We start from the raw sequence: 19,454 nt of genomic DNA on the forward strand, positions 1-19,454 counted from the left end.
TTGATATGAGCCCATGTTTTCTCGATGGGATTGTACTCAGGTGAGTACGGAGGAAGTGGTAAGACTCTATGCCCCTGCTCCTTAGACAAGACCTTTAGCCTGCTCATTCGATGAAACTTTGCATTGTCCATAATGATAACTGATGGCGTCTCCAAAGTGGGTAGTAAGAATTTTTGGAACCAAGCTTCAAAAAAGTCGCTAGTCATAGTATCTTTGTATGTCATCGGAGCTATAAGCTCACCATTTATGAGACCTGCAACTAAAGATATCCGCTGGTATCTTCTTCCAGAGACCTTACCTTTTATCAACTGACCTTTCAAGGAGCGACCATATTCTCGATGAAAATATGTCTCAAACCTGTCTTATCAATATAAACAGGAGTCAAGTGGCTCAAGTTATTCAATTCTTTAAGGAACTGTTCTACTTTTTCAGGGTCTTGTTCGTAGTAGGTACAGCTCTTTTTTTTCGAGTATATCCCATGGATTTGAGAGCGTAATGAATAGCGGTTGGGTGACAGCCGAATACAGAAGCTATTTCAGTCAAATAAGCATCTGGATGAGTTTCAAGATAGTTCTTTAATTTCTCTCTATCAACTTTTCTTGGCTTGGTTCCTTTAACTTGGTGATGAAGCTCGCCTGTTTTTTCTTTTAATTTTAGCCATTGATAAATGGTGTTGCGTGAGATTTGGAATACAGCAGACGCTTCAGAAATACTGCCAGTTTTGTCACAGTATGCGAGAACTTTTTTACGAAAATCTAGTGAATATGCCATAAGAATATGATATCACAAATGTACTGATTTTACTTCATTTTACTATAACCTTGATAAGATGATAAAAATAATTATGGCTGACGAGGTGCTGAACTATAAACAAAGAGGAGAAAAATCTATCTATGACGATTTGGAAGTTCTCTTAACTCAAACGGATGCTAGTTATACTCCATTGTTATTTACTCCCTTTTTGTATGGCAGTAACCGACATCAAGCTGCAACCTCTCTTTTTATCGGAATGACGACAGCTAGCTCTAAATCTCAGATGATTAGGGCAGTTTATGAAGGAATTGCCTTTGCACACAGGGAACATATTCAGGGATTGATTGCAAGCAAAGGTAAAAAACCAGAAGTCATTCGAATGCTGGGGGCCACTAATTCTAAGGCATGGGTACAGCTGTTTGCTGATGTTTTAGAGATTCCGATTGAAACGGTTGAAGGATCTGAAATAGGGGGACTTGGAGGAGCAATCGCTTGTCTACAGGCTATCGAACATTTGTCTTTAGCACAAGCTATTCAGACGATGGTAACTGTTAAGGAGCGCTTTGTTCCAAATTCGAAAGAGTCGCTTATCTATACCAAAAAGTATGAGGTCTATCAGCATTTGCTAGATCAATTGGATCCTGTTTGGGAATCTGTCAAATCCTTACAAATATTGGCGAATAAAAAGGAGGGTGAAAAGTGAGTCAGGAATGGATTATCAACAGTATCGTCTTTAAAGAAAAATTAACACAAGGAGTATCGCAGTTGGATCTCTTGGAGTTTGCGTCCTCACTTGGAATTGATTGCTTTGAAATACGTCGAGAATACTTGACGCATCCTAGAAGAGAATTGATAAGTATTAAGAAACGAGCTGAAGGCCTAGGGATAAAGTTATTTTACAGTGTTAATGAGGATTTTTTTAAGAATCATGGTCTAAATCCATACTTGGAACAGTTCGTAGAGGAAACTCGTTTGTTAGACGCTCCTTTTCTTAAAATGAATATTGGTTATTTCGAACCGCTGTCTGAGGAGAATCGAATTCAATTGCGAGAATTGTGTCAAGAGGGTTTTAAGATCAGTCTTGAAAACAATCAAGACGTGTACAATGCTAGTATACCTAACTGCTATAAAGCTATGTCTTATTTAACCACACATTCCTATGAGATTGATTTTGTCTTTGACACGGGCAATTGGTTGGTAGTTGGTGAAGATCTAGATGAGGCTATTCGAATAATGAAAACATTTACTCATTATTTGCATTGTAAAAATGTTATTAAGACTTCCGCAGGCTATCAAGTCAGTTCCAGTCTTTTTACTGGTGCTATCAACATGGAAGAGATTCTAGGGCATTTTTTCTGATATGCCATATAAAGCTTTAGAATATGCGACAACAAAATCTCAGTTAGTCAAGGATAGAATGATCCTACAGCAGTATTAAATGCTTGTATCTTGGACGCTAATAAGAGTTAAGGTCTATGTGATTTTCTTCTATTCGCTAGCATTAATTTATGCTATAATATTTCTAATATTTTGACTATTTGGAGATGATTATGAAGACACCTTTTATTTCTCGGCAAGAGCTGGATAAGATTACTGAGCAATTCCCAACACCATTCCATCTTTATGATGAGAAGGGGATTCGTGAGAAAGCACGTGCTTTAAACAAGGCTTTTGCTTGGAATAAGGGCTTTAAAGAATATTTTGCAGTTAAGGCAACACCAACTCCTGCCATTTTGAAAATCCTTCAAGAGGAGAATTGTGGTGTGGATTGTGCGACAGGCGTGGAACTACTGATGAGTCATAAATTAGGATTTACAGATATCATGTTCTCCTCTAATAACACCACAGCATCAGAGTACGCATATGCCAAAGAAATCGGGGCAACAATCAACCTAGATGCTTATGAAATGATTGCTTTTGTCAAAGAAACCGTTGGTTTACCGGAGACAGTATCGCTTCGTTACAATCCAGGAGGTGTTTTCTCACTTGGAACTGATATCATGGATAATCCAGAAGAATCTAAATTTGGTATGACCCGTGCTCAACTGATTCAAGGTTTCAAAGACTTGAAGGCAGAGGGTGTTAAAGAATTTGGTATTCATTCTTTCTTGGCTTCCAATACAGTTACCAATGATTATTACCCAGAGTTGGCACGTCAGCTATTTACTTTAGCTGTGGAAATCCGTGAGGAAGCAGGTGTAGATCTTAGCTTTATCAACCTATCTGGCGGTATCGGCGTTAACTATCGCCCAGAGGAAGAAGCCAATGACATTGCGGTTATTGGTGAGGGTGTCCGTAATGTCTATGAAGAAGTGTTGGCACCAGCTGGTCTTGATGATGTCAAAATCTTTACGGAACTGGGGCGCTTCATGCTGGCACCACATGGCCTTTTGATCACTAAAGTGCTTCACCGTAAAAAAACTTACCGCGACTATGTGGGCGTCGATGCCTCAGCGGTTAACCTGCTGCGCCCAGCCATGTACGGTTCTTACCACCATATCACCAACATCAGCAATCCTGCTGGTCCTGTAGAAGTAGTTGATGTAGTCGGCTCACTCTGCGAGAACAATGATAAATTTGCCAAGCAACGCGACTTGCCAGAGGCGCGTGTAGGCGATACCTTGGTCATCCATGATACTGGAGCACATGGTTTCTCTATGGGTTATCAGTATAATGCGCGACTGCGTTCAGCAGAGATTCTTTATCAAGAAGATGGTACAGCCCGTCTTATCCGTCGTGCAGAGACGCCAGAAGATTACTTTGCGACCATCACAGGATTTGATTTTGAGTAGTCAAAAAACAGAATGCTATTTTATAATGAGTGATAAGAACTGGAAGTGGTTGTCCAGCTCTTTGTAACAAAAAAGGAGTTTTATGGTAGGATTAGGAACCCTTATTAATACTGGGGCTATTGTTTTAGCAGGTATTATCGGTAGTTTTTTTGGGCATCATCTCAAGCAAAAGCATCAAGAGACGCTTATGGTGGCTTCTGGTATCAGTGTGCTCTTTATTGGGATTGCAGGTGCTATGGAGGGCATGCTTAAGGTCAGCGATTCAGCCCTAGTCAGTGGTCAGGCCATGCTTGTGGTGCTATCTTTAACGATAGGTGGTTTGTTAGGGGAATGGTTAGGCATTGAAGAGGGATTTGATCATTTCGGTCAGTGGCTCAAGGAAAAATCGGGAAATGCCAAAGATACGAGCTTTGTCAATGCTTTTGTGACAGCTTCCTTAACCGTTTGTATCGGCGCTATGGCCATTGTAGGTGCTATCCAAGATGGGATTTTGGGAAACCCGAGTATATTAATCACCAAGGCGGTTCTTGATTTTATCATCATTTTGGTCATGTCGACTGGTCTTGGAAAAGGTTCTGGGTTTTCAGCTGTTCCTGTTTTTCTCTTTCAAGGAACGATTACCCTCTTGGCACAAGTGATAAAGCCCATCATGACAGAAGAGGCTTTGGCTAATATCAGTCTTGTCGGTTCTGTTTTGATCTTCTGTGTGGGGATTAACTTAGTCTTTGGGCAAAAAGTTAGGGTGGCAAACCTCTTGCCCAGTATTCTTGTCGCTATTCTTATGGCTTACTTAGGATCTATTTTCTAAATTTGTAAACCCTTGATTTTTCTGCTATAATAGAGCGGTAAAAAAGACTAGGAGTAAGAATTAATCATGTCAACACCACTATGGATTTTAATTGTTGTATTAGCTGCTATTGCCGGCGTTTTTGGAGGTATTTTCATTGCCCGCAAGCAAATTGAAAAAGAGATCGGAGAGTACCCACGTTTGACACCGGACGCTATCCGTGAAATGATGAGCCAAATGGGTCAAAAGCCAAATGAGGCTAAAGTTCAACAAACTTATCGTAACATCGTCAAACAATCAAAAGTAGCCGCTGCAAAAAAGAAAAAATAAAAAAGTAGAACTCATCTAAAATCAAGACAAGATAGCAGATTAGGTGATCATCAAAAGTGATTGCTGCTGCCAAACTGTCACAAGGGAGTCAGTTTCTCTGATGCGGGTTGTTATGATTTTAAGGAATGTAAGAGGGGTTGGGAGTTTGATTCTCAACCCTTTTTAGAAAGAAGAGACTATGGATAATCGCCCCATTGGTTTTTTAGATTCAGGTGTGGGAGGCTTAACGGTTGTTAAAGAATTGATGCGCCAACTTCCGCATGAAGAGATTGTTTATATCGGGGATTCAGCGAGAGCGCCCTATGGACCGAGACCAGCTGATCAAATTAGAGAATATACCTGGGAGTTGGTCAACTTTCTCCTAACCAAGAATGTCAAAATGATCGTTTTCGCTTGTAATACAGCGACAGCTGTTGCTTGGGAAGAAGTTAAGGCTGCCTTGGATATCCCTATTATTGGTGTTATCTTGCCTGGCTCTAGCGCTGCCATAAAGGCAACACGTCATAAAAAGATTGGTGTTATTGCAACTCCGATGACGGTGACATCAGATATTTATCGCAAGAAAGTAGAGAGTTTGGACCCTAGTGTTCGAGTGACTTCCCTCGCTTGCCCACGTTTTGTGCCACTGGTAGAATCCAATGAGACAGGTTCTAGCTTGGCTAAAAAGGTTGTCTATGAGACCTTAACACCCCTAAAAGGGCGCGTGGATACATTGGTTTTGGGCTGCACCCATTACCCCTTATTACGCCCGATTATTCAAAATGTGATGGGGCCAGATGTCAAACTGATTGATAGTGGTGCTGAAACAGTTCGTGATATTTCGGTTCTGCTTAACTATTTTGAAATTAACCGCAGTCGAGAGCTGAACCATAAGCAAGATGTTTTCTATACCACAGCCGGCGTGGCGAGTTTCCAAACCATCGCAGAAAATTGGTTACATCAGTCAATATCGGTTGAACATGTTAGTTTAAAGGAGGCGCTAAGTGACGAATAAAATATATGAATATAAGGACACTAATAATTGGTTTATTGCCAAGTGGGAATCATTTAATTATCTGACTTGTTTCGGCAATGATGAGGACTACGATAAGAGTCAAGAGATCTTTCATCCCCTCGTAAAGCAATTGGCTGTAGAAGGATTGCAAGTTCATATTATTAGTCTAGCCTCTGATTTTCAGTTGATTGCCTTTTTAGTAAATACTATTGCTACCGAAACCAAACGCCAGCTAAGTGTCAAGCAACACCAAGGCGCGGTTTTGGTTACCGACGGAGACAGACTTCTCTGGCTTCACCTGCCTAAGCAAGGTCTTCCTCTAGATACTTTTTGGGGGCAAGATCAGTCTGGATTTGGTGATAAGCTCCTTATTGCGACGCATAATGAAGGAAAAGTCAAGGAATTCCGCAAGATGTTTGCTTCGTTAGGCATTGACGTGGAAAGCCTCAATGACTATCCTGATTTGCCAGAAGTGGCTGAAACAGGAACAACCTTTGAGGAAAATGCCCGACTTAAGGCTGAAACCATCTCGGAATTGACTGGCCGCATGGTCTTGGCAGATGATTCCGGCTTGAAAGTAGATGCACTAGGTGGGTTGCCTGGTGTGTGGTCGGCTCGTTTTTCGGGACCAGATGCGACAGATGCCCAAAATAATGCTAAATTACTGCATGAACTAGCTATGGTTTTTGAACAGAAGGATCGCAGTGCCCAGTTCCATTCCACTTTAGTAGTGGCAGCGCCGGGTAAAGAAAGTTTAGTTGTTTCAGCAGACTGGCCAGGCTACATTGCTTTTGAAGAAAAAGGCGAAGGGGGCTTTGGCTATGATCCTTTATTCTTGGTTGGAGAAACTGGGCAACGTGCTGCAGAATTATCACCAGATGAAAAGAACGCTATATCGCACCGCGGTTTAGCAATGAAACAACTGATGGAGGCATTTGCAGAATGGCAGAACAAACGTTAATTGTTATGAGTGACTCCCATGGCGACAAGGCAGTCGTTCAAAGCATCAAAGACCATTATCAAGGAAAAGTCGACGCTATTTTTCATAATGGTGATTCTGAGCTCAAGTCATCCGACCCTATTTGGCAAGGAATTCATGTTGTGAAAGGTAATTGTGATTATGACAGCGGCTATCAAGAAGATTCTTTGGTCTCATTAGAGGGAGTAAGAGTTGCCCAGACGCACGGGCATCTTTACCATATTAACTTTTTATGGGATCGTTTGGTCTACTTTGCAGAGGAAGCCCAGGCAGATATTTGTTTATATGGTCATCTTCACCGTGCAGATGCCTGGCAAGAGGCGGGCATTGTATTCATTAATCCAGGGTCTGTTTTACAACCTCGGGGGGATATCAATGAGAAGCTATATGCCAAGATACATGTCACTGATGAGCGTATCACGGTTGATTTTTTAACCCTTGATCACCAAGTATTTCCAGGATTATCACAGGAATTTATGAGATGATAGCAAAAGAATTTGAAGTGTTTTTGACCGGATATACAGACCATTTCCTAGTACCTGCAAAAGATCTGGCTATTGTGGTCGGAACGCATAATATGGATCATGTCTTACTCCTAATGATGAGTAATGGCTATTCTAGGATCCCTGTTATCGATAAGGAAAAGCGTTATTTAGGGACGGTCTCCATATCCGATATCATGAATTATCAGTCTGAAAATGAATTGACAGATGATGCACTAGGCAATACTGACGTGGCCTTAGCTGTCTCAGACATTATTGAAACGATCAGTTCCAATGCTTCTTTAACGGAAATCATGCATAAACTGGTAGATAATTCCTTTTTACCGGTCTTAGATGAAGAGACGCAGTTTTTAGGGATTATTACTAGGCGTTCCATTTTAAAAGCGGTCAATGCTTTATTGCATGAATTTACTGAGGATTACGATATTGTCTCAAAATCTTAAAACGTTTATTGCCCCTTTTTTGTCAACGAAAGCCATTTCAGAGACTTCGCGGCTAGCTTATGGCTATGACCTGGAGCAGTTTGTGGATTTGATTGAGGCTGATATCACTGAGGCTCGCTTACTTTACTATCAGGAATACCTCAAATCCCTGAAAGTCAGTGCTCAAAAACGCAAACAATCCTCTGTTAATCAATTTTTGCTCTATCTTTATGATCAGGGGATTTTGGACCGCTATTACAGGTTGCAAAAAGTGACGAAAGATGAGGTATCAGCTCCTAGAGTAACCTCACTGTCTCTGGCCTTTTTAGAAGAACCAACTCCTGAAGTTTCTGGTCGTTTGATAGCCAGTTTAATCGCTTTAGGTGGACTGACGATAAAGGAAATAGCTGCTTTGGAATGGGATAAACTAGATATTGATTTTAAAGTGTTGACGGTTGAAAGAGCTGGACAAATTCGTGTTCTCAATCTTCCAGATCTTATTCTAGAACAATTATTACCTGATGCCCAGGCGCGTTTTGTCTTTGATAATGGTGGAAAGCCTTATTCAAGACAATGGTTTTTTATTCACCTGAAAGCCTATTTAGCTCATTTTAATCTCGAACATGTAACAGCACAGGATTTGAGAAAGCAGTATATTCTTGACCAGAAAGCGTCCGGCAAGACCATAAGTGATGTCGCCAAACAGCTAGGTTTAAAGTCAACACAAACCTTAGAAAAATATTTTAACGAATGGATATAAAAGTCAAAGATTTTGAAGGCCCTCTAGACCTCTTACTTCATTTGGTTTCAAAATACGAAGTGGATATTTATGATGTGCCCTTAGTAGACGTTATCGAGCAGTATTTAGCCTATTTAGCCACGCTACAAGCTATGCGGCTGGAAGTGGCTGGGGAATATATGGTCATGGCTAGTCAGTTAATGCTCATTAAGAGCCGTAGATTGTTACCTACGGTGGTTGAAGAAGCACCGTCAGAAGACGATTTAGAGATGGCTTTGTTGTCACAATTAGAAGAGTACAAGCAGTTTAAAGCTATTGGAGAGGTCATGGGACAGCAACATCAAGATAGGGCCAGGTTATTTTCCAAATCTAAAACGGAGTTTGTTTCAGAAGATATACAGTTAAATCATGATAAAACAACTCTAGATTTGTACCTGGCATTTTCTAAAGTAATGTCTCAAAAACAGATCGTTTTCAATCAAGAACATACCACTATCACGGCAGATGATTACCGTATTGAAGATATGATGCATTTTGTGGAGAAACAGTTGTTGCCCGATCAGCCAAAACCTTTAAGTCAGCTTTTTGAGAAATCTGAAAGTAAGGAACAGATGATCACAATCTTTTTAGCAGTATTAGAATTGGTCAAAAGACAATTGCTGAGCGTCCAACAGGACCATAATTTTTCAGATGTAACATTAGTACGGGAGGTTACATGACGACACTATCACGGATAGAAGCTTTGCTTTTTGTTGCTGGTGACGAGGGTCTGACCTTGCGGCAATTAGCGGAACTGATCGAGATTCCTCCTTCAGGGATGCAACAATCACTCGAAAAGCTTGCTGAGAAATATGACAATGATGACGACTCTGCCCTATGCCTTATTGAGACAGCCAATAGCTTTAAATTAGTGACAAAAGAACGCTACGCAGAACTTTTAAAAGCCTATGCCCATACACCGGTTAACCAAAGTTTATCGCGAGCTAGCCTAGAAACCCTATCAATCATAGCTTACAAACAGCCTATTACGCGTATTGAAGTAGACGGCATTCGCGGGGTAAATTCCAGTGGGGTGATTGGGAAATTGCAGGCTTTGGGTTTGGTCCAAGAAGTTGGTAAAAAAGATGTTTTAGGTCGTCCTAATTTATATGCAACGACAGATTACTTCTTAGATTTTATGGGAATTAATCATTTGGAAGAGTTGATCGATGTATCAACTATTGATATCAAAGAGGAAGAAGTCGCCTTATTTGCGGAAGTCCCTCCTCTAGAAGAATAAGGAAAAAAGATGAGAATTAATAAATATATTGCCCATGCAGGGGTTGCTAGTCGCCGAAAGGCAGAGACATTAATTAAGCAAGGACTAGTCACGATCAATGGGAAACGGGTGACAGAATTGGCTACGCTAGTCAAATCTGGAGATGTTGTCGAGGTTGAAGGCAGCCCCATTTACAATGAAGAAAAAGTTTACTACTTGCTCAATAAACCTAGGGGAGTTATCTCAAGCGTTTCGGATGAAAAAGGACGTCAGACCGTGATTGACTTGCTACCCGATGTGAAACAGCGCATTTACCCTGTCGGTCGTCTTGACTGGGACACGTCTGGTTTGCTATTACTGACCAATGACGGTGACTTTACGGATAAGATGATCCATCCACGAAATGAAATTGATAAAGTTTATTTAGCGCGTGTAAAGGGGATTGCGACTAAAGAAAATCTTAGACCATTGACACGTGGTGTGAGCATTGACGGAAAGAAAACCAAGCCAGCTCGTTATAACATCATCAAGGTTGAACCTGATAAAAACCGCTCAGTGGTTGAGTTAACGATTCATGAAGGACGTAATCATCAAGTGAAAAAAATGTTTGAATCCGTAGGCTTATTGGTCGATAAACTATCACGAACACAGTTCGGAACCTTAGATTTGTCAGGGTTACGTCCAGGTGAAGCCAGACGCCTCACTAAAAAAGAAGTCAGTCAATTGCATAATTTAGCCGTCACTAAGAAAAAATGAAACACTATGTTATTGTAAGCATCCGCTGGTATCAAAAATACCTATCGCCACTCTTTCCAGGAACGTGTCGCTTTCGTCCGACCTGTTCCAATTACATGATTGAAGCCATTCAAAAGCATGGTTTTAAAGGGATCTTGATGGGGATTGCCCGTATTTTACGTTGTCACCCCTTATCAAAGGTCGGTTACGATCCTGTCCCTGATCATTTTACCTTAAAGCGGAAAACGAAAAGCGACTCCTAACAGGGAATCGCTTTTTTGTCGTTTTTAGTAGTTAGACCAGGTCCGTTTTAAAAATAGCAAGAGCATAGGATAAATTTCGAGACGTCCGGCTATCATGGCAAAACTCATCAATAATTTTGAAAAAGGATTAAAGATGGCGAAAGTTTCGCTTGTTCCTAAAATAGGGCCGATGTTATTAAAAGTCGAAGCAGCAGCGCTAAGAACAACCATGAAGTCTTTTTGGTGATCGATCGTTAAGCAAAAGACCAATCCGATAAAAAGAATGACGTAAATCGCTAAATATTTCAAGACGCTATGCTGCGTTTCTTTATCAATGATATCTTGGCCGACATGTAGGGACATGATTCGTCTAGGATAAAGGGTTTTCAAGACCTCATTTTTAACAATCTTGGAAATGATAAGGGCCCTTATGACCTTAAAACCGCCAGCAGTAGACCCAGCTGACCCTCCCAAAAACATCAAGAGTAGGAGGATAAACTGTGGGAATAAAGGCCAGGTTGTCAGATCCGTAATGCCAAATCCAGTGGTTGTTATAATGGTGACAACTTGAAAGAAAGCATATCGGATTGATTGGCTTAGACTAGGGTACAGTTGCACAATATTCAGGGTTACCAATACTGTCGAAAGTAGGATAACCCCTAAATAAAGCCGCAGCTCGGCATCTTTGAAAAAGAGTCTAAATTTCCGAATTAAAATAAGGTAATAAAGGTTAAAATTGATCCCGAAAAGAAGTGTTCCGATAGAAACGACATACGTAATCAGAGGACTTTGGTAATGAGCGATAGAATCATTATAAACAGCAAATCCACCGGTTCCTGCTCCTCCCATAGCGGTTACAATGCTATCGAAAATAGGCATTCCACAGAGCCATAGAATGACGGCGAAAATGATGAACATGGCTAGGTAGATGATGTAGAGGATTTGCGCAGTGTCTTTTAATTTAGCCACCACTTTACCAAAAACGGGACCAGGAACTTCAGCACGCATCACCTCATGATGGCTGTTTTTACTATTAGTCATCATAGCCAGAGCAAATACCAATACCCCCATCCCTCCGATAAGGTGGGCAAAACTTCTCCAAAAAAGGAGAGAGTGGGATAAAACAGAGACATCTGGCAGTATGGTGGCACCAGTTGTTGTAAAACCGGAACTCACTTCAAAGAAAGCATCAATTAGACTTGGGATCTGACCAGAAAAGACGAACGGAAGTGCTCCAAATAAGGACCAGAGCACCCAACAAAGAGCAACGATGAGTAATCCTTCCTTGGTGTAGATATGGTGGTTACGTGGTTTAAAGAAACTTCCTAAGCCACCTAAAAATAAGAGGAGAACGATAGTCTTTACAAGGCTTAGTTTAATGGCCCAGTCTTCCTGATAAATAAATGAGACAATGAGAGGGACCAGCAAAAGAGCAGCCTCTATCATTAATAATTTCGATAAGAGATAGCGAACCATAGCTTTATTCATTTCGTGACCTCTTCATCAAATCGTAAATATGGGTAATGTTTTTCAACATCGTGATAACCACGATTTTATCTCCGACTTCTAGCACATCTTCTCCTGTGGGATAGATGGTGCGTCCTTTACGGATGATAGCTGCAATCAAAACATTGTCTTTTAGTCTGATAGACGACAGCTGTTGTCCAGCCATTTTATTTTTTTCGCGGATCTCAAATTGTAAGGTTTCAATGCGCCCGTTAGCAATATGGTGCAGAGCATCAAGGTTGGAATCTTGGGCATTGTCGCGTCCTCTAATGAAGTGCATAACAGCGTCAGCAGCGATACTTTTTGGAGTGACAATACTCGAAGAAACAAAATCATGATCAATGATCTCTAACAGGCTAGTTCGATTAACTTTGGTGATATTTTTTTGAACACCTAGTTTTTCTAAAAACAGGGAAGCAATAATATTTTCTTCATCCACACCAGTTAATGTTGCAACAGCGTCGTAGCTGGCAGCACTTTCTTCTAGTAAGACATCTTTAGCTGTACCATCTCCAACGACAATATTGAGTTGAGGGAATTCTTGGCTGAGCCACTGGGCATGCGCTTCATCTCGCTCAATGACCTTCAAGTTAACTTTTGTACTGTGCAGTAAATAAAGCAAGTAGTAGCCTATACGTCCGGCGCCGATAATCATCATATTTTTAATCAGTTTGCGTTTAACAAAGTTATGAAATAGCGCCATTTCAACACGGTTACCTGTCACAAAAATGCGATCACCGGGTAAAATTTGATTCTCACCATCTGGAATGAGAATATCTCCTTGCCTTTGAACGGCACAGATGACAATATTACCAAATTTTTTCCGAAATTGGCTAATGGTCAGATGAGTCAGGTTACTTTCTGCTGAAATTGAAAATTCCATGAGCATGACACGTCCGTTGACAAAATGTTCGACAGATTTCGCATTTGGAAAATCGATGCTATTGGCAATATAACGCGCAGTTAGCAACTCTGGGTTAACCACTAATGAGAACCCTAAAAAATTCCGCTCTTTAAAATAGGTATTGGAGTATTCAGGATTTCGAACACGAACAATGGTATCTTTAGCGCCCATCTGTTTGGCTAAGACAGCAGCGATCATATTAACCTCGTCTTTGTCTGTCATAGCAATAAAGATATCACATTCCTGAATATCCGCTTGCTCGAGAATTTTATGATTGGCACCATTTCCTAGAAGTCCCATGATGTCATATCGCTTGGTTAGGTGCTTTAGGACACTTTCTTTCTGTTCAATAAGGATGACATCGTGATTTTCTTCGACCAGAGAGCGGCAAAGGGCAGCACCGACCTTGCCTCCGCCAACTAAAATAATTTGCATGATTTTCCTCCAAAGTAATCACCTCCTATCTTACTCTTTTTTAGAGAAATGTACCATAGGAAACTATTATTTAAAAAAATGCATTTGAAATAGTTGACAGCGTTCGAGAAAGTGATATACTATCAATTAAGCTATTCGTTGGTTTAAATCAAACCTGTTATGATTTAAGGTAACGAATCATCACCAACCACGCTATCTGCCGAGCTTGACTCCGGGTAGCGTGGTTATTTTTATGGCTAAAGCATTAAGGAGTAACTGATTAATGACCGATTCAACAACGCAAAAAGGACGTAATCATGTCGTTCTTTACCAACCTCAGATTCCTCAGAATACGGGGAATATTGCAAGAACTTGTGCGGCAACTAATAGTCCACTGCATATTATTAAACCAATGGGATTTCCAATTGACGATAAAAAAATGAAGCGTGCAGGCTTGGATTATTGGGATAAACTGGAGATTTATTATTATGATTCTTTGGACGCCTTTATGAGCAGCGTGAAGGGAACTGTCTATCTAATCTCTAAGTTTGCTGATAAGACATATTCAGATGTCAACTATAACCAAACGGAAGATTACTATTTTATGTTTGGAAGAGAAGATACAGGCTTGCCAGAATCCTTTATGCGTGAGCATGCGGATCATGCCCTTCGTATTCCGATGAATGATGAGCATGTCAGAAGCCTTAATGTTTCGAACACGGTATGTATGATTGTCTACGAGGCTCTCCGCCAACAACAGTTTAAGGGATTGGAAATTTCGCACAAATACCAGAATGATAAATTAAAATAAATTTTTGGATTTTGAATAGACAATCCTGACTGAAAACAGAGGATATATTTGCCTTCAGTAAACTCGGGAATCCTAATAGAAATGCTAAAAATTGATGGTTTTAGCGAACTGAGCGAGCCCAGAATCAAAGGTGTGACTGCTCGGAGGATTTGAGGAGCTGCCGTACCGCTTCCTATTGCTAACCTCTTACTGTTCCCCCCCCTATTATTGAAGTTGCCTAATATCGCCTAAGGAAATCCTAAAAAAGATTCAGTCTCCAACATCAAGCTTCAATCGATGAAGCTTGTTTTTTATCTGGCTGTACGGTAAATTTAAACGATTTTATGAATGAGTAATAGGAACTATTGTTTGATGGCAAGTGACTATCGCATGAAGCGCCTAACCATTAAAAAAATATGCTATAATGAACCTATTAATTAGAAGGGAGATGACACCACTTTAGGCCTTCCCCTCTTTAAGATAACACATGCTTAAATAAAAAAACTAGTTTCCATCGGAGACTAGTTTTTTTCGGTCTTTTTGATAGTTAGGTGATTTTGTAGGTGATCGGTGTGGTCTTTGATAATCTTCAGTCTTGGTTCTAAGTCCTGCTGAAAAACTCTAGTGTTATATCCTATCTCTTGACTGATGGCATTGACTTTAGCCAGTTCGGATTTGATGATGGCCACTTGCTTTTGGATATTGTCTTTATCTTTAGACATGCTATCAAATCTTGCTTTTTCGATGGTATAGGTCTGTTTAATGTCATGCCGACGACTGAATGCCTTGTAGCTGATATAGGCTGCAACTGCAGTAGCTAGTTTCGTTTTGAGCCCCATTACTCCACCTCTTTTGCAATTTTTTCGGAGAGTGTACCTAAGGCCTGAAAATCAGGCTCGTGTGTTGTGTAGTTGATAGAGATGCCATCGTTGCTGTCAAATCGAGGAACCAAGTGAATATGGGCATGGAAAACGGTTTGACCGGCAACCTCCTCATTATTGTTAATAATATTCATTCCAGCTGCTCCCGTAGCTTTTTGAACAGCACGCGCTATCTTAGGAAGTTGGACAAATAAATCTTGTGCAGTCTCTGGATCCATTTCAAGGACATTGCGGACATGTTTTTTGGGGATGAGCAAGGTATGACCGTTAGTGGTTTGAGTGATATCCAGAAAAGCCATAACCTTATCATCTTCATAAACTTTTGAAGAAGGGATCGTACCAGATACAATTTGGCAAAAAATACAATTTTCCATGCGTGAGACCACCTTTTTACTTGAATTTGTTATAATAAATCTAGTATATCAAAGTTAGGAAAAATCGTCATGTTAAAAATTGATCACTTAGTGGGTGGTTATGTCAATATTCCAGTATTAAAAGACATCTCTTTTGAGGTGGCTTCAGGGGAAGTGGTTGGCTTGATTGGATTAAATGGTGCAGGAAAGTCAACTACAATTAACGAAATTATAGGTCTTTTACAACCCTACCAAGGGACAATTACCTTGGAGGGTCAGCAATTATTAGAAGACCCACAAACCTATCGCCGTAAAATCGGTTATATCCCTGAGACGCCCATTCTCTATGGAGAGCTGACCTTGCGAGAGCATTTGCAGACAGTGGCTCTGGCCTATGGTTTAGAGGATTATGATAGCCTGCAAGACAAACTCTTGAAGCTCTTTCGTTTAGAGGATAAGTTAGACTGGTACCCAGTCAATTTTTCAAAAGGGATGAAGCAAAAGGTCATGATCATTGCAGCTTTATTGATTGAACCGAGTTTGTTAATTGTCGACGAACCTTTTTTAGGTCTAGATCCTTTAGCTATCCGCGATTTGACCCAGCTGATCCAGGAAGAAAAGGAAAAGGGCACAGCTATCCTTATGAGCACACATGTTTTGGACTCAGCAGAGAAGATGTGTGACCGTTTTGTGATCTTGCATCATGGTCAAGTTCTTGCTAGTGGTAGCTTAGTTGAGTTGAGACAGCATTTTAATCTATCGACAGCTAGTTTATCGGATATTTACATGCAGCTGACGCAGGAGAACTAAAATGGAAAAAGTCTTTCAGAAGCGTCGTTCGCAATTCCTCCAACAAACGGCTAGGTATTTACGCTATGTTTTCAATGATCATTTCGTCTTAGTGCTGCTGTTTTTATTGGGATTTTTAGTGGTACAGTATACAAACTTCATCAATCATTTTCCAAAAACGTCTCGTCTCCCCTTGGTACTGGTCTTGCTAGTGACATTTTTTTTCAGTTTTATTGGGAAAGTGGCTACTTATTTGCAAGAGGCTGATCGTATTTTTTTATTGCCACAGGAGTCTTTTTTAAGGCAACATCTTACCAATGCGACACATAGAAGTTACCTCATATGGGGCAGTATTCAAGTAGTGTTCACGCTCTTATTTACCCCTATTTTTCTCTTATCAGGTTGGCAACCATGGCATTTGGTCTTGTATATTGTTGTTTTGTTAGGTGTCAGAGCACTTTGGTTACAGAGGCAGAAAAAACGAGCCTATCTTGGCGGTCTTCTTGATTTGGAACAGCTTATTCATGACGAAAAAACACGGCAACAAAACATTCTAATCTTCTTCTCACTATTTACAGGAGTCAAAGGTTTGTCAGCGACGACAAAACCAAGGGGGTATTTGACGCCTTTTATTACCCTCATATCGTTTACCAAAGAAAGTTCTGTTTGGTTTGGCCTATTTGTTAGAGCCTACTTAAGAAACGGGGATTATTTTTGGTTGAGTGTTCGCTTAATGCTTTTGGCTTTAGGTTTAGGGCTCATCATGCCAAACTGGTGGGGGATCGCTGTAGTCGCCTTGCTAGATTATCTTTTGTTATTCCAACTACTGGGTCTTTATCGTGTTTATGACTATCAGGTGATGACCCAGTTGTACCCGTTGAAAAAGGAACTCAAGCTAGCGGATTTTCGCGTTTTTCTACAGCGTTTATCAATCATCATTATGGGGATTCAGCTGCTATTGGTTATGGTAGAATGGCGGTTTATTATCATTCTACCGGTTATGGCCCTTCTTAATTGGGTTTACCTACCAAGTAAGTTGAAGAAGTTTGTTGACTAAGTCTTAAAAAACAAGTAAAATAAAAGTCAAAGTGACATAAAAAAGGAGGGTACGGTGACGGTTATTGATAACGATTTAACGTTGACCCCCATGCGTGGTAAGAGTAATAAAGCCTATATGGGAACCTACCCATCTGGGAATCGTGTTTTTGTCAAAAAAAATACAACGCCTATTTTAGCAGCTCTGGCTAAAGAGCAGATTGCACCACAGTTGCTCTGGGCAAAACGTCTGGGTAATGGAGACATGATCAGTGCGCAGGAGTGGCTCGATGGCCGTACTCTCTTGAAGCAAGATATGATGAGTAAGCAGATTGTTCAAGTGCTTTTACGTTTACATAAGTCTAAGCATTTGGCCAATCAGTTGTTGCAACTCAAGTATCAGATTGAAAATCCTTATGAATTATTAGCTAAGCTAGAGCGAGAAATGCCCCTTCAATTGCGAGAAAATACGTTTATTCAGACAATTGTTAAAGGTTTAAAGCAAAGTTTGCCGGATTTTGACCGTGAGGATGCGACGATTGTACATGGTGATGTCCGTCATAACAATTGGATTATCACGACTACGGGTTTGATTTATCTTGTTGATTGGGACTCTGTTCGTTTGACAGACCCTATGTACGATATTGGGCACTTGTTAAGCCATTATGTGCCTCGGGCAGCTTGGTCTGACTGGCTGATGTATTATGGCTATGATAATCCGAAAGCTATTATGGATAAGGTTTACTGGTACGGGCAGTTATCTTATTTGTCGCAAATACAAAAACATTTTGATAACCGTGACATGGAGCGCGTTAATCGCGAAATTTATGCCCTTAGAAAATTTAGAGAGTTATTTAATAAATGAGAGTGCGTAAGCGCAAAGGTGCTGAAGACTATTTAGAAAGTCATCCCCAGTACGTTATTTTAAATCCCGAAGATGCCAAGGGAAAGTGGCATCAGGTTTTTGGAAATACTAACCCCATTCATATTGAAGTTGGCTCGGGTAAGGGCGCGTTCATTACAGGAATGGCTTTGAAGAATCCTGATATCAATTATATAGGAATTGACATCCAGGTTTCAGTATTGAGTTATGCTTTAGATAAGGTATTGGAAAGCCAGGCGCCGAATGTCCGTCTGCTTCGTGTGGATGGATCTAGTTTGGTTAATTATTTTGAAAAAGGTGAAGTCGCACAGATGTATCTGAATTTCTCAGATCCTTGGCCGAAAACCAAACATGAAAAGCGTCGCCTGACCTATAAAACTTTCTTGGATACCTACAAAGATATCTTACCGGAGAATGGCGAAATTCATTTCAAAACAGATAATCGTGGTTTGTTTGAGTATAGTTTGGCGAGTTTTTCGCAGTATGGTATGATTTTAAAACAGGTATGGTTAGATTTACACGCTAGCGATTTCGAAGGAAACGTGATGACCGAGTATGAACAGAAGTTTTCATCAAATGGTCAAGTGATTTACCGTGTTGAAGCACAATTTTAATGAATAGCGGAATTGTTATCCGCTTTTTATGGAGAGGTCGCATAGTGGCCGAGTGCGCACGCTTGGAAAGCGTGTAGTCCTTAACGGGGCTCGGGGGTTCGAATCCCCTCCTCTCCTTTTATCTCCCTGATTTCATGGGCTTTGTCGGGGTTTCACCCACCATTCACCAAACAAATGTGATTTTTGAGACAATCGCTATCATGCGGTTGTCGTTTTTTGATGAAAACTATGCTATAATAACGGTGTGAAACGATTTCAAAAAGGGGGTCTTTACAATGCAAGTTAAGGAAATTTTAAATTTACTGGAAACAAAGATGTCACCATCTGTTTTTGCGACGACTGACAAAGATGGTAAGCCTCACGCACGTTTTATTCATGTAGGACTGGCTAACGAGAAAGGGATTTTCTTTATGACTAGCCCGAAGACCCATTTTTATCAACAGTTACAAAATAATCCACAGGTTGCCATCACAGGTATTAACCAAGAAGATTACCTCATTCAGGTGATTCGTATTGAAGGTCGAGTTCGTGAAATGGGGCAAGAGAAATTAGAAGAGCTTCTTGCTGGTAATCCATTTGTTGAGCAGGTTTACCCTGACCACAGTGAAAGAGAGAACGTCCGTGTGTTTCAACTGTATGAAGGTGAGGGATTTTACCAAAGCTTGACGCAAGGACACAAGTATACTTTTGCTATTAAAGCTGACCATGGTGCTTAGATCTATGAATGTATAATGCTTTAACTTGCATGTTT

General features: G+C 40.5%; 24 protein-coding genes, 1 tRNA gene and 1 pseudogene. 21 read left to right on the plus strand and 5 right to left on the minus strand.

The features are described 5' to 3' along the window. A pseudogene (locus tag G574_RS11340) lies at positions 1-771 on the minus strand (IS630 family transposase); the annotation flags it as partial. Positions 772-829: 58 nt separating this feature from the next. Here G574_RS11340 and G574_RS0106635 point away from each other — a divergent pair. The 14 genes from G574_RS0106635 to yidD all read left to right on the plus strand — a co-directional run bounded on the left by G574_RS0106635 (position 830) and on the right by yidD (position 10,555). Further along, positions 830-1,456: an FGGY-family carbohydrate kinase gene (locus G574_RS0106635; protein ID WP_245540404.1), complete on the plus strand. Its 627-nt coding sequence runs from the start codon at positions 830-832 to the stop codon at positions 1,454-1,456. Beyond that, entirely contained in the window at positions 1,453-2,112 is a 660-nt protein-coding gene (locus G574_RS10890; RefSeq protein ID WP_051130547.1) for a sugar phosphate isomerase/epimerase family protein, read from the plus strand. Before G574_RS0106635 ends, G574_RS10890 begins: the two co-directional genes overlap by 4 nt. A gap of 191 nt (positions 2,113-2,303) precedes the next feature. After that, positions 2,304-3,545, plus strand: a complete 1,242-nt coding sequence (locus G574_RS0106645) for a diaminopimelate decarboxylase (RefSeq protein ID WP_029691505.1) — start codon at positions 2,304-2,306, stop codon at positions 3,543-3,545. A gap of 82 nt (positions 3,546-3,627) precedes the next feature. Next, positions 3,628-4,353 (plus strand): DUF554 domain-containing protein, encoded by a 726-nt coding sequence (locus G574_RS0106650; RefSeq protein WP_029691506.1) that lies wholly within the window; start codon positions 3,628-3,630, stop codon positions 4,351-4,353. 66 nt (positions 4,354-4,419) lie between these two features. Continuing rightward, positions 4,420-4,662 carry a YneF family protein gene (locus tag G574_RS0106655; RefSeq protein ID WP_029691508.1) on the plus strand — a complete coding sequence of 81 codons (243 nt, stop codon included), beginning with the start codon at positions 4,420-4,422 and terminating at the stop codon, positions 4,660-4,662. A gap of 178 nt (positions 4,663-4,840) precedes the next feature. After that, the gene (racE, locus tag G574_RS0106660) at positions 4,841-5,656 is read left to right on the plus strand and encodes a glutamate racemase (RefSeq protein WP_029691509.1); all 816 of its coding nucleotides are present in this window, start codon (positions 4,841-4,843) and stop codon (positions 5,654-5,656) included. Beyond that, positions 5,646-6,617: a nucleoside-triphosphate diphosphatase gene (locus G574_RS0106665; protein WP_029691510.1), complete on the plus strand. Its 972-nt coding sequence runs from the start codon at positions 5,646-5,648 to the stop codon at positions 6,615-6,617. Before racE ends, G574_RS0106665 begins: the two co-directional genes overlap by 11 nt. Next, positions 6,599-7,120 (plus strand): metallophosphoesterase, encoded by a 522-nt coding sequence (locus G574_RS0106670; RefSeq protein ID WP_029691511.1) that lies wholly within the window; start codon positions 6,599-6,601, stop codon positions 7,118-7,120. Before G574_RS0106665 ends, G574_RS0106670 begins: the two co-directional genes overlap by 19 nt. Further along, the gene (cbpB, locus tag G574_RS0106675) at positions 7,117-7,581 is read left to right on the plus strand and encodes a cyclic-di-AMP-binding protein CbpB (protein WP_029691512.1); all 465 of its coding nucleotides are present in this window, start codon (positions 7,117-7,119) and stop codon (positions 7,579-7,581) included. The genes G574_RS0106670 and cbpB overlap by 4 nt, the downstream gene beginning before the upstream one ends. After that, complete coding sequence (gene xerD, locus G574_RS0106680; RefSeq protein ID WP_029691513.1) at positions 7,565-8,320, plus strand: site-specific tyrosine recombinase XerD; 756 nt, start codon at positions 7,565-7,567, stop codon at positions 8,318-8,320. The genes cbpB and xerD overlap by 17 nt, the downstream gene beginning before the upstream one ends. Continuing rightward, positions 8,311-9,018: a segregation/condensation protein A gene (locus G574_RS0106685; protein WP_029691514.1), complete on the plus strand. Its 708-nt coding sequence runs from the start codon at positions 8,311-8,313 to the stop codon at positions 9,016-9,018. Before xerD ends, G574_RS0106685 begins: the two co-directional genes overlap by 10 nt. Continuing rightward, positions 9,015-9,578: an SMC-Scp complex subunit ScpB gene (gene scpB, locus G574_RS0106690; protein ID WP_029691516.1), complete on the plus strand. Its 564-nt coding sequence runs from the start codon at positions 9,015-9,017 to the stop codon at positions 9,576-9,578. The genes G574_RS0106685 and scpB overlap by 4 nt, the downstream gene beginning before the upstream one ends. 9 nt (positions 9,579-9,587) lie before the next feature. Beyond that, complete coding sequence (locus G574_RS0106695) at positions 9,588-10,313, plus strand: pseudouridine synthase (RefSeq protein WP_017770284.1); 726 nt, start codon at positions 9,588-9,590, stop codon at positions 10,311-10,313. Then, positions 10,310-10,555 (plus strand): membrane protein insertion efficiency factor YidD, encoded by a 246-nt coding sequence (gene yidD / locus G574_RS0106700; protein ID WP_017770285.1) that lies wholly within the window; start codon positions 10,310-10,312, stop codon positions 10,553-10,555. Before G574_RS0106695 ends, yidD begins: the two co-directional genes overlap by 4 nt. Before the next feature lie 24 nt (positions 10,556-10,579). Here the strand turns inward: yidD and G574_RS0106705 are convergent, their stop codons facing one another. Both G574_RS0106705 and trkA read right to left on the minus strand, forming a co-directional pair. Continuing rightward, on the minus strand, positions 10,580-12,022 hold the full coding sequence (locus G574_RS0106705; protein WP_029691517.1) for a TrkH family potassium uptake protein: 1,443 nt from the start codon (positions 12,020-12,022) through the stop codon (positions 10,580-10,582). Then, positions 12,015-13,379 carry a Trk system potassium transporter TrkA gene (trkA, locus tag G574_RS0106710; RefSeq protein WP_017770287.1) on the minus strand — a complete coding sequence of 455 codons (1,365 nt, stop codon included), beginning with the start codon at positions 13,377-13,379 and terminating at the stop codon, positions 12,015-12,017. The genes G574_RS0106705 and trkA overlap by 8 nt, the downstream gene beginning before the upstream one ends. A 262-nt stretch (positions 13,380-13,641) precedes the next feature. On the opposite strand from trkA, the gene trmL reads away from it, so the two are divergent. Continuing rightward, positions 13,642-14,169 carry a tRNA (uridine(34)/cytosine(34)/5-carboxymethylaminomethyluridine(34)-2'-O)-methyltransferase TrmL gene (trmL, locus tag G574_RS0106715; protein WP_017770288.1) on the plus strand — a complete coding sequence of 176 codons (528 nt, stop codon included), beginning with the start codon at positions 13,642-13,644 and terminating at the stop codon, positions 14,167-14,169. A 500-nt stretch (positions 14,170-14,669) separates the two neighbouring features. On the opposite strand, the gene G574_RS0106720 is transcribed toward trmL, so the two are convergent. Beyond that, positions 14,670-14,987, minus strand: a complete 318-nt coding sequence (locus G574_RS0106720) for a hypothetical protein (RefSeq protein ID WP_029691518.1) — start codon at positions 14,985-14,987, stop codon at positions 14,670-14,672. After that, the gene (locus G574_RS0106725; RefSeq protein WP_029691519.1) at positions 14,987-15,403 is read right to left on the minus strand and encodes an HIT family protein; all 417 of its coding nucleotides are present in this window, start codon (positions 15,401-15,403) and stop codon (positions 14,987-14,989) included. The genes G574_RS0106720 and G574_RS0106725 overlap by 1 nt, the downstream gene beginning before the upstream one ends. 69 nt (positions 15,404-15,472) lie before the next feature. Here G574_RS0106725 and G574_RS0106730 point away from each other — a divergent pair, with 69 nt between their 5' ends. The 6 genes from G574_RS0106730 to G574_RS0106755 all read left to right on the plus strand — a co-directional run bounded on the left by G574_RS0106730 (position 15,473) and on the right by G574_RS0106755 (position 19,419). Beyond that, positions 15,473-16,192 carry an ABC transporter ATP-binding protein gene (locus G574_RS0106730; protein WP_029691520.1) on the plus strand — a complete coding sequence of 240 codons (720 nt, stop codon included), beginning with the start codon at positions 15,473-15,475 and terminating at the stop codon, positions 16,190-16,192. A 1-nt stretch (position 16,193) separates the two neighbouring features. Then, the gene (locus G574_RS0106735; protein ID WP_029691522.1) at positions 16,194-17,228 is read left to right on the plus strand and encodes an ABC transporter permease; all 1,035 of its coding nucleotides are present in this window, start codon (positions 16,194-16,196) and stop codon (positions 17,226-17,228) included. A 54-nt stretch (positions 17,229-17,282) separates the two neighbouring features. Continuing rightward, positions 17,283-18,071, plus strand: a complete 789-nt coding sequence (gene ccrZ, locus G574_RS0106740; RefSeq protein ID WP_017770293.1) for a cell cycle regulator CcrZ — start codon at positions 17,283-17,285, stop codon at positions 18,069-18,071. Further along, positions 18,068-18,703: a tRNA (guanosine(46)-N7)-methyltransferase TrmB gene (trmB, locus tag G574_RS0106745; RefSeq protein ID WP_017770294.1), complete on the plus strand. Its 636-nt coding sequence runs from the start codon at positions 18,068-18,070 to the stop codon at positions 18,701-18,703. The genes ccrZ and trmB overlap by 4 nt, the downstream gene beginning before the upstream one ends. A gap of 30 nt (positions 18,704-18,733) precedes the next feature. Next, positions 18,734-18,820, plus strand: a tRNA-Ser gene (locus G574_RS0106750). Positions 18,821-18,978: 158 nt separating this feature from the next. After that, entirely contained in the window at positions 18,979-19,419 is a 441-nt protein-coding gene (locus G574_RS0106755; protein ID WP_017770295.1) for a pyridoxamine 5'-phosphate oxidase family protein, read from the plus strand. Positions 19,420-19,454 lie beyond the last annotated feature (35 nt).

Origin of the sequence: Streptococcus hyovaginalis DSM 12219 (assembly GCF_000420785.1) — a bacterium.
GTDB classification, from domain to species: Bacteria; Bacillota; Bacilli; order Lactobacillales; family Streptococcaceae; genus Streptococcus; species Streptococcus hyovaginalis.

Coding starts and splice junctions, on each gene's coding strand:
- G574_RS0106635 (WP_245540404.1), top strand. CDS start 830: ATGATAAAAATAATTATGGCTGACGAGGTGCTGAACTATAAACAAAGA.
- G574_RS0106645 (WP_029691505.1), top strand. CDS start 2,304: ATGAAGACACCTTTTATTTCTCGGCAAGAGCTGGATAAGATTACTGAG.
- G574_RS0106650 (WP_029691506.1), top strand. CDS start 3,628: ATGGTAGGATTAGGAACCCTTATTAATACTGGGGCTATTGTTTTAGCA.
- G574_RS0106655 (WP_029691508.1), top strand. CDS start 4,420: ATGTCAACACCACTATGGATTTTAATTGTTGTATTAGCTGCTATTGCC.
- racE (WP_029691509.1), top strand. CDS start 4,841: ATGGATAATCGCCCCATTGGTTTTTTAGATTCAGGTGTGGGAGGCTTA.
- G574_RS0106670 (WP_029691511.1), top strand. CDS start 6,599: ATGGCAGAACAAACGTTAATTGTTATGAGTGACTCCCATGGCGACAAG.
- cbpB (WP_029691512.1), top strand. CDS start 7,117: ATGATAGCAAAAGAATTTGAAGTGTTTTTGACCGGATATACAGACCAT.
- G574_RS0106685 (WP_029691514.1), top strand. CDS start 8,311: ATGGATATAAAAGTCAAAGATTTTGAAGGCCCTCTAGACCTCTTACTT.
- scpB (WP_029691516.1), top strand. CDS start 9,015: ATGACGACACTATCACGGATAGAAGCTTTGCTTTTTGTTGCTGGTGAC.
- G574_RS0106695 (WP_017770284.1), top strand. CDS start 9,588: ATGAGAATTAATAAATATATTGCCCATGCAGGGGTTGCTAGTCGCCGA.
- yidD (WP_017770285.1), top strand. CDS start 10,310: ATGAAACACTATGTTATTGTAAGCATCCGCTGGTATCAAAAATACCTA.
- G574_RS0106705 (WP_029691517.1), bottom strand. CDS start 12,022: ATGAATAAAGCTATGGTTCGCTATCTCTTATCGAAATTATTAATGATA.
- trkA (WP_017770287.1), bottom strand. CDS start 13,379: ATGCAAATTATTTTAGTTGGCGGAGGCAAGGTCGGTGCTGCCCTTTGC.
- trmL (WP_017770288.1), top strand. CDS start 13,642: ATGACCGATTCAACAACGCAAAAAGGACGTAATCATGTCGTTCTTTAC.
- G574_RS0106720 (WP_029691518.1), bottom strand. CDS start 14,987: ATGGGGCTCAAAACGAAACTAGCTACTGCAGTTGCAGCCTATATCAGC.
- G574_RS0106725 (WP_029691519.1), bottom strand. CDS start 15,403: ATGGAAAATTGTATTTTTTGCCAAATTGTATCTGGTACGATCCCTTCT.
- G574_RS0106730 (WP_029691520.1), top strand. CDS start 15,473: ATGTTAAAAATTGATCACTTAGTGGGTGGTTATGTCAATATTCCAGTA.
- G574_RS0106735 (WP_029691522.1), top strand. CDS start 16,194: ATGGAAAAAGTCTTTCAGAAGCGTCGTTCGCAATTCCTCCAACAAACG.
- trmB (WP_017770294.1), top strand. CDS start 18,068: ATGAGAGTGCGTAAGCGCAAAGGTGCTGAAGACTATTTAGAAAGTCAT.
- G574_RS0106755 (WP_017770295.1), top strand. CDS start 18,979: ATGCAAGTTAAGGAAATTTTAAATTTACTGGAAACAAAGATGTCACCA.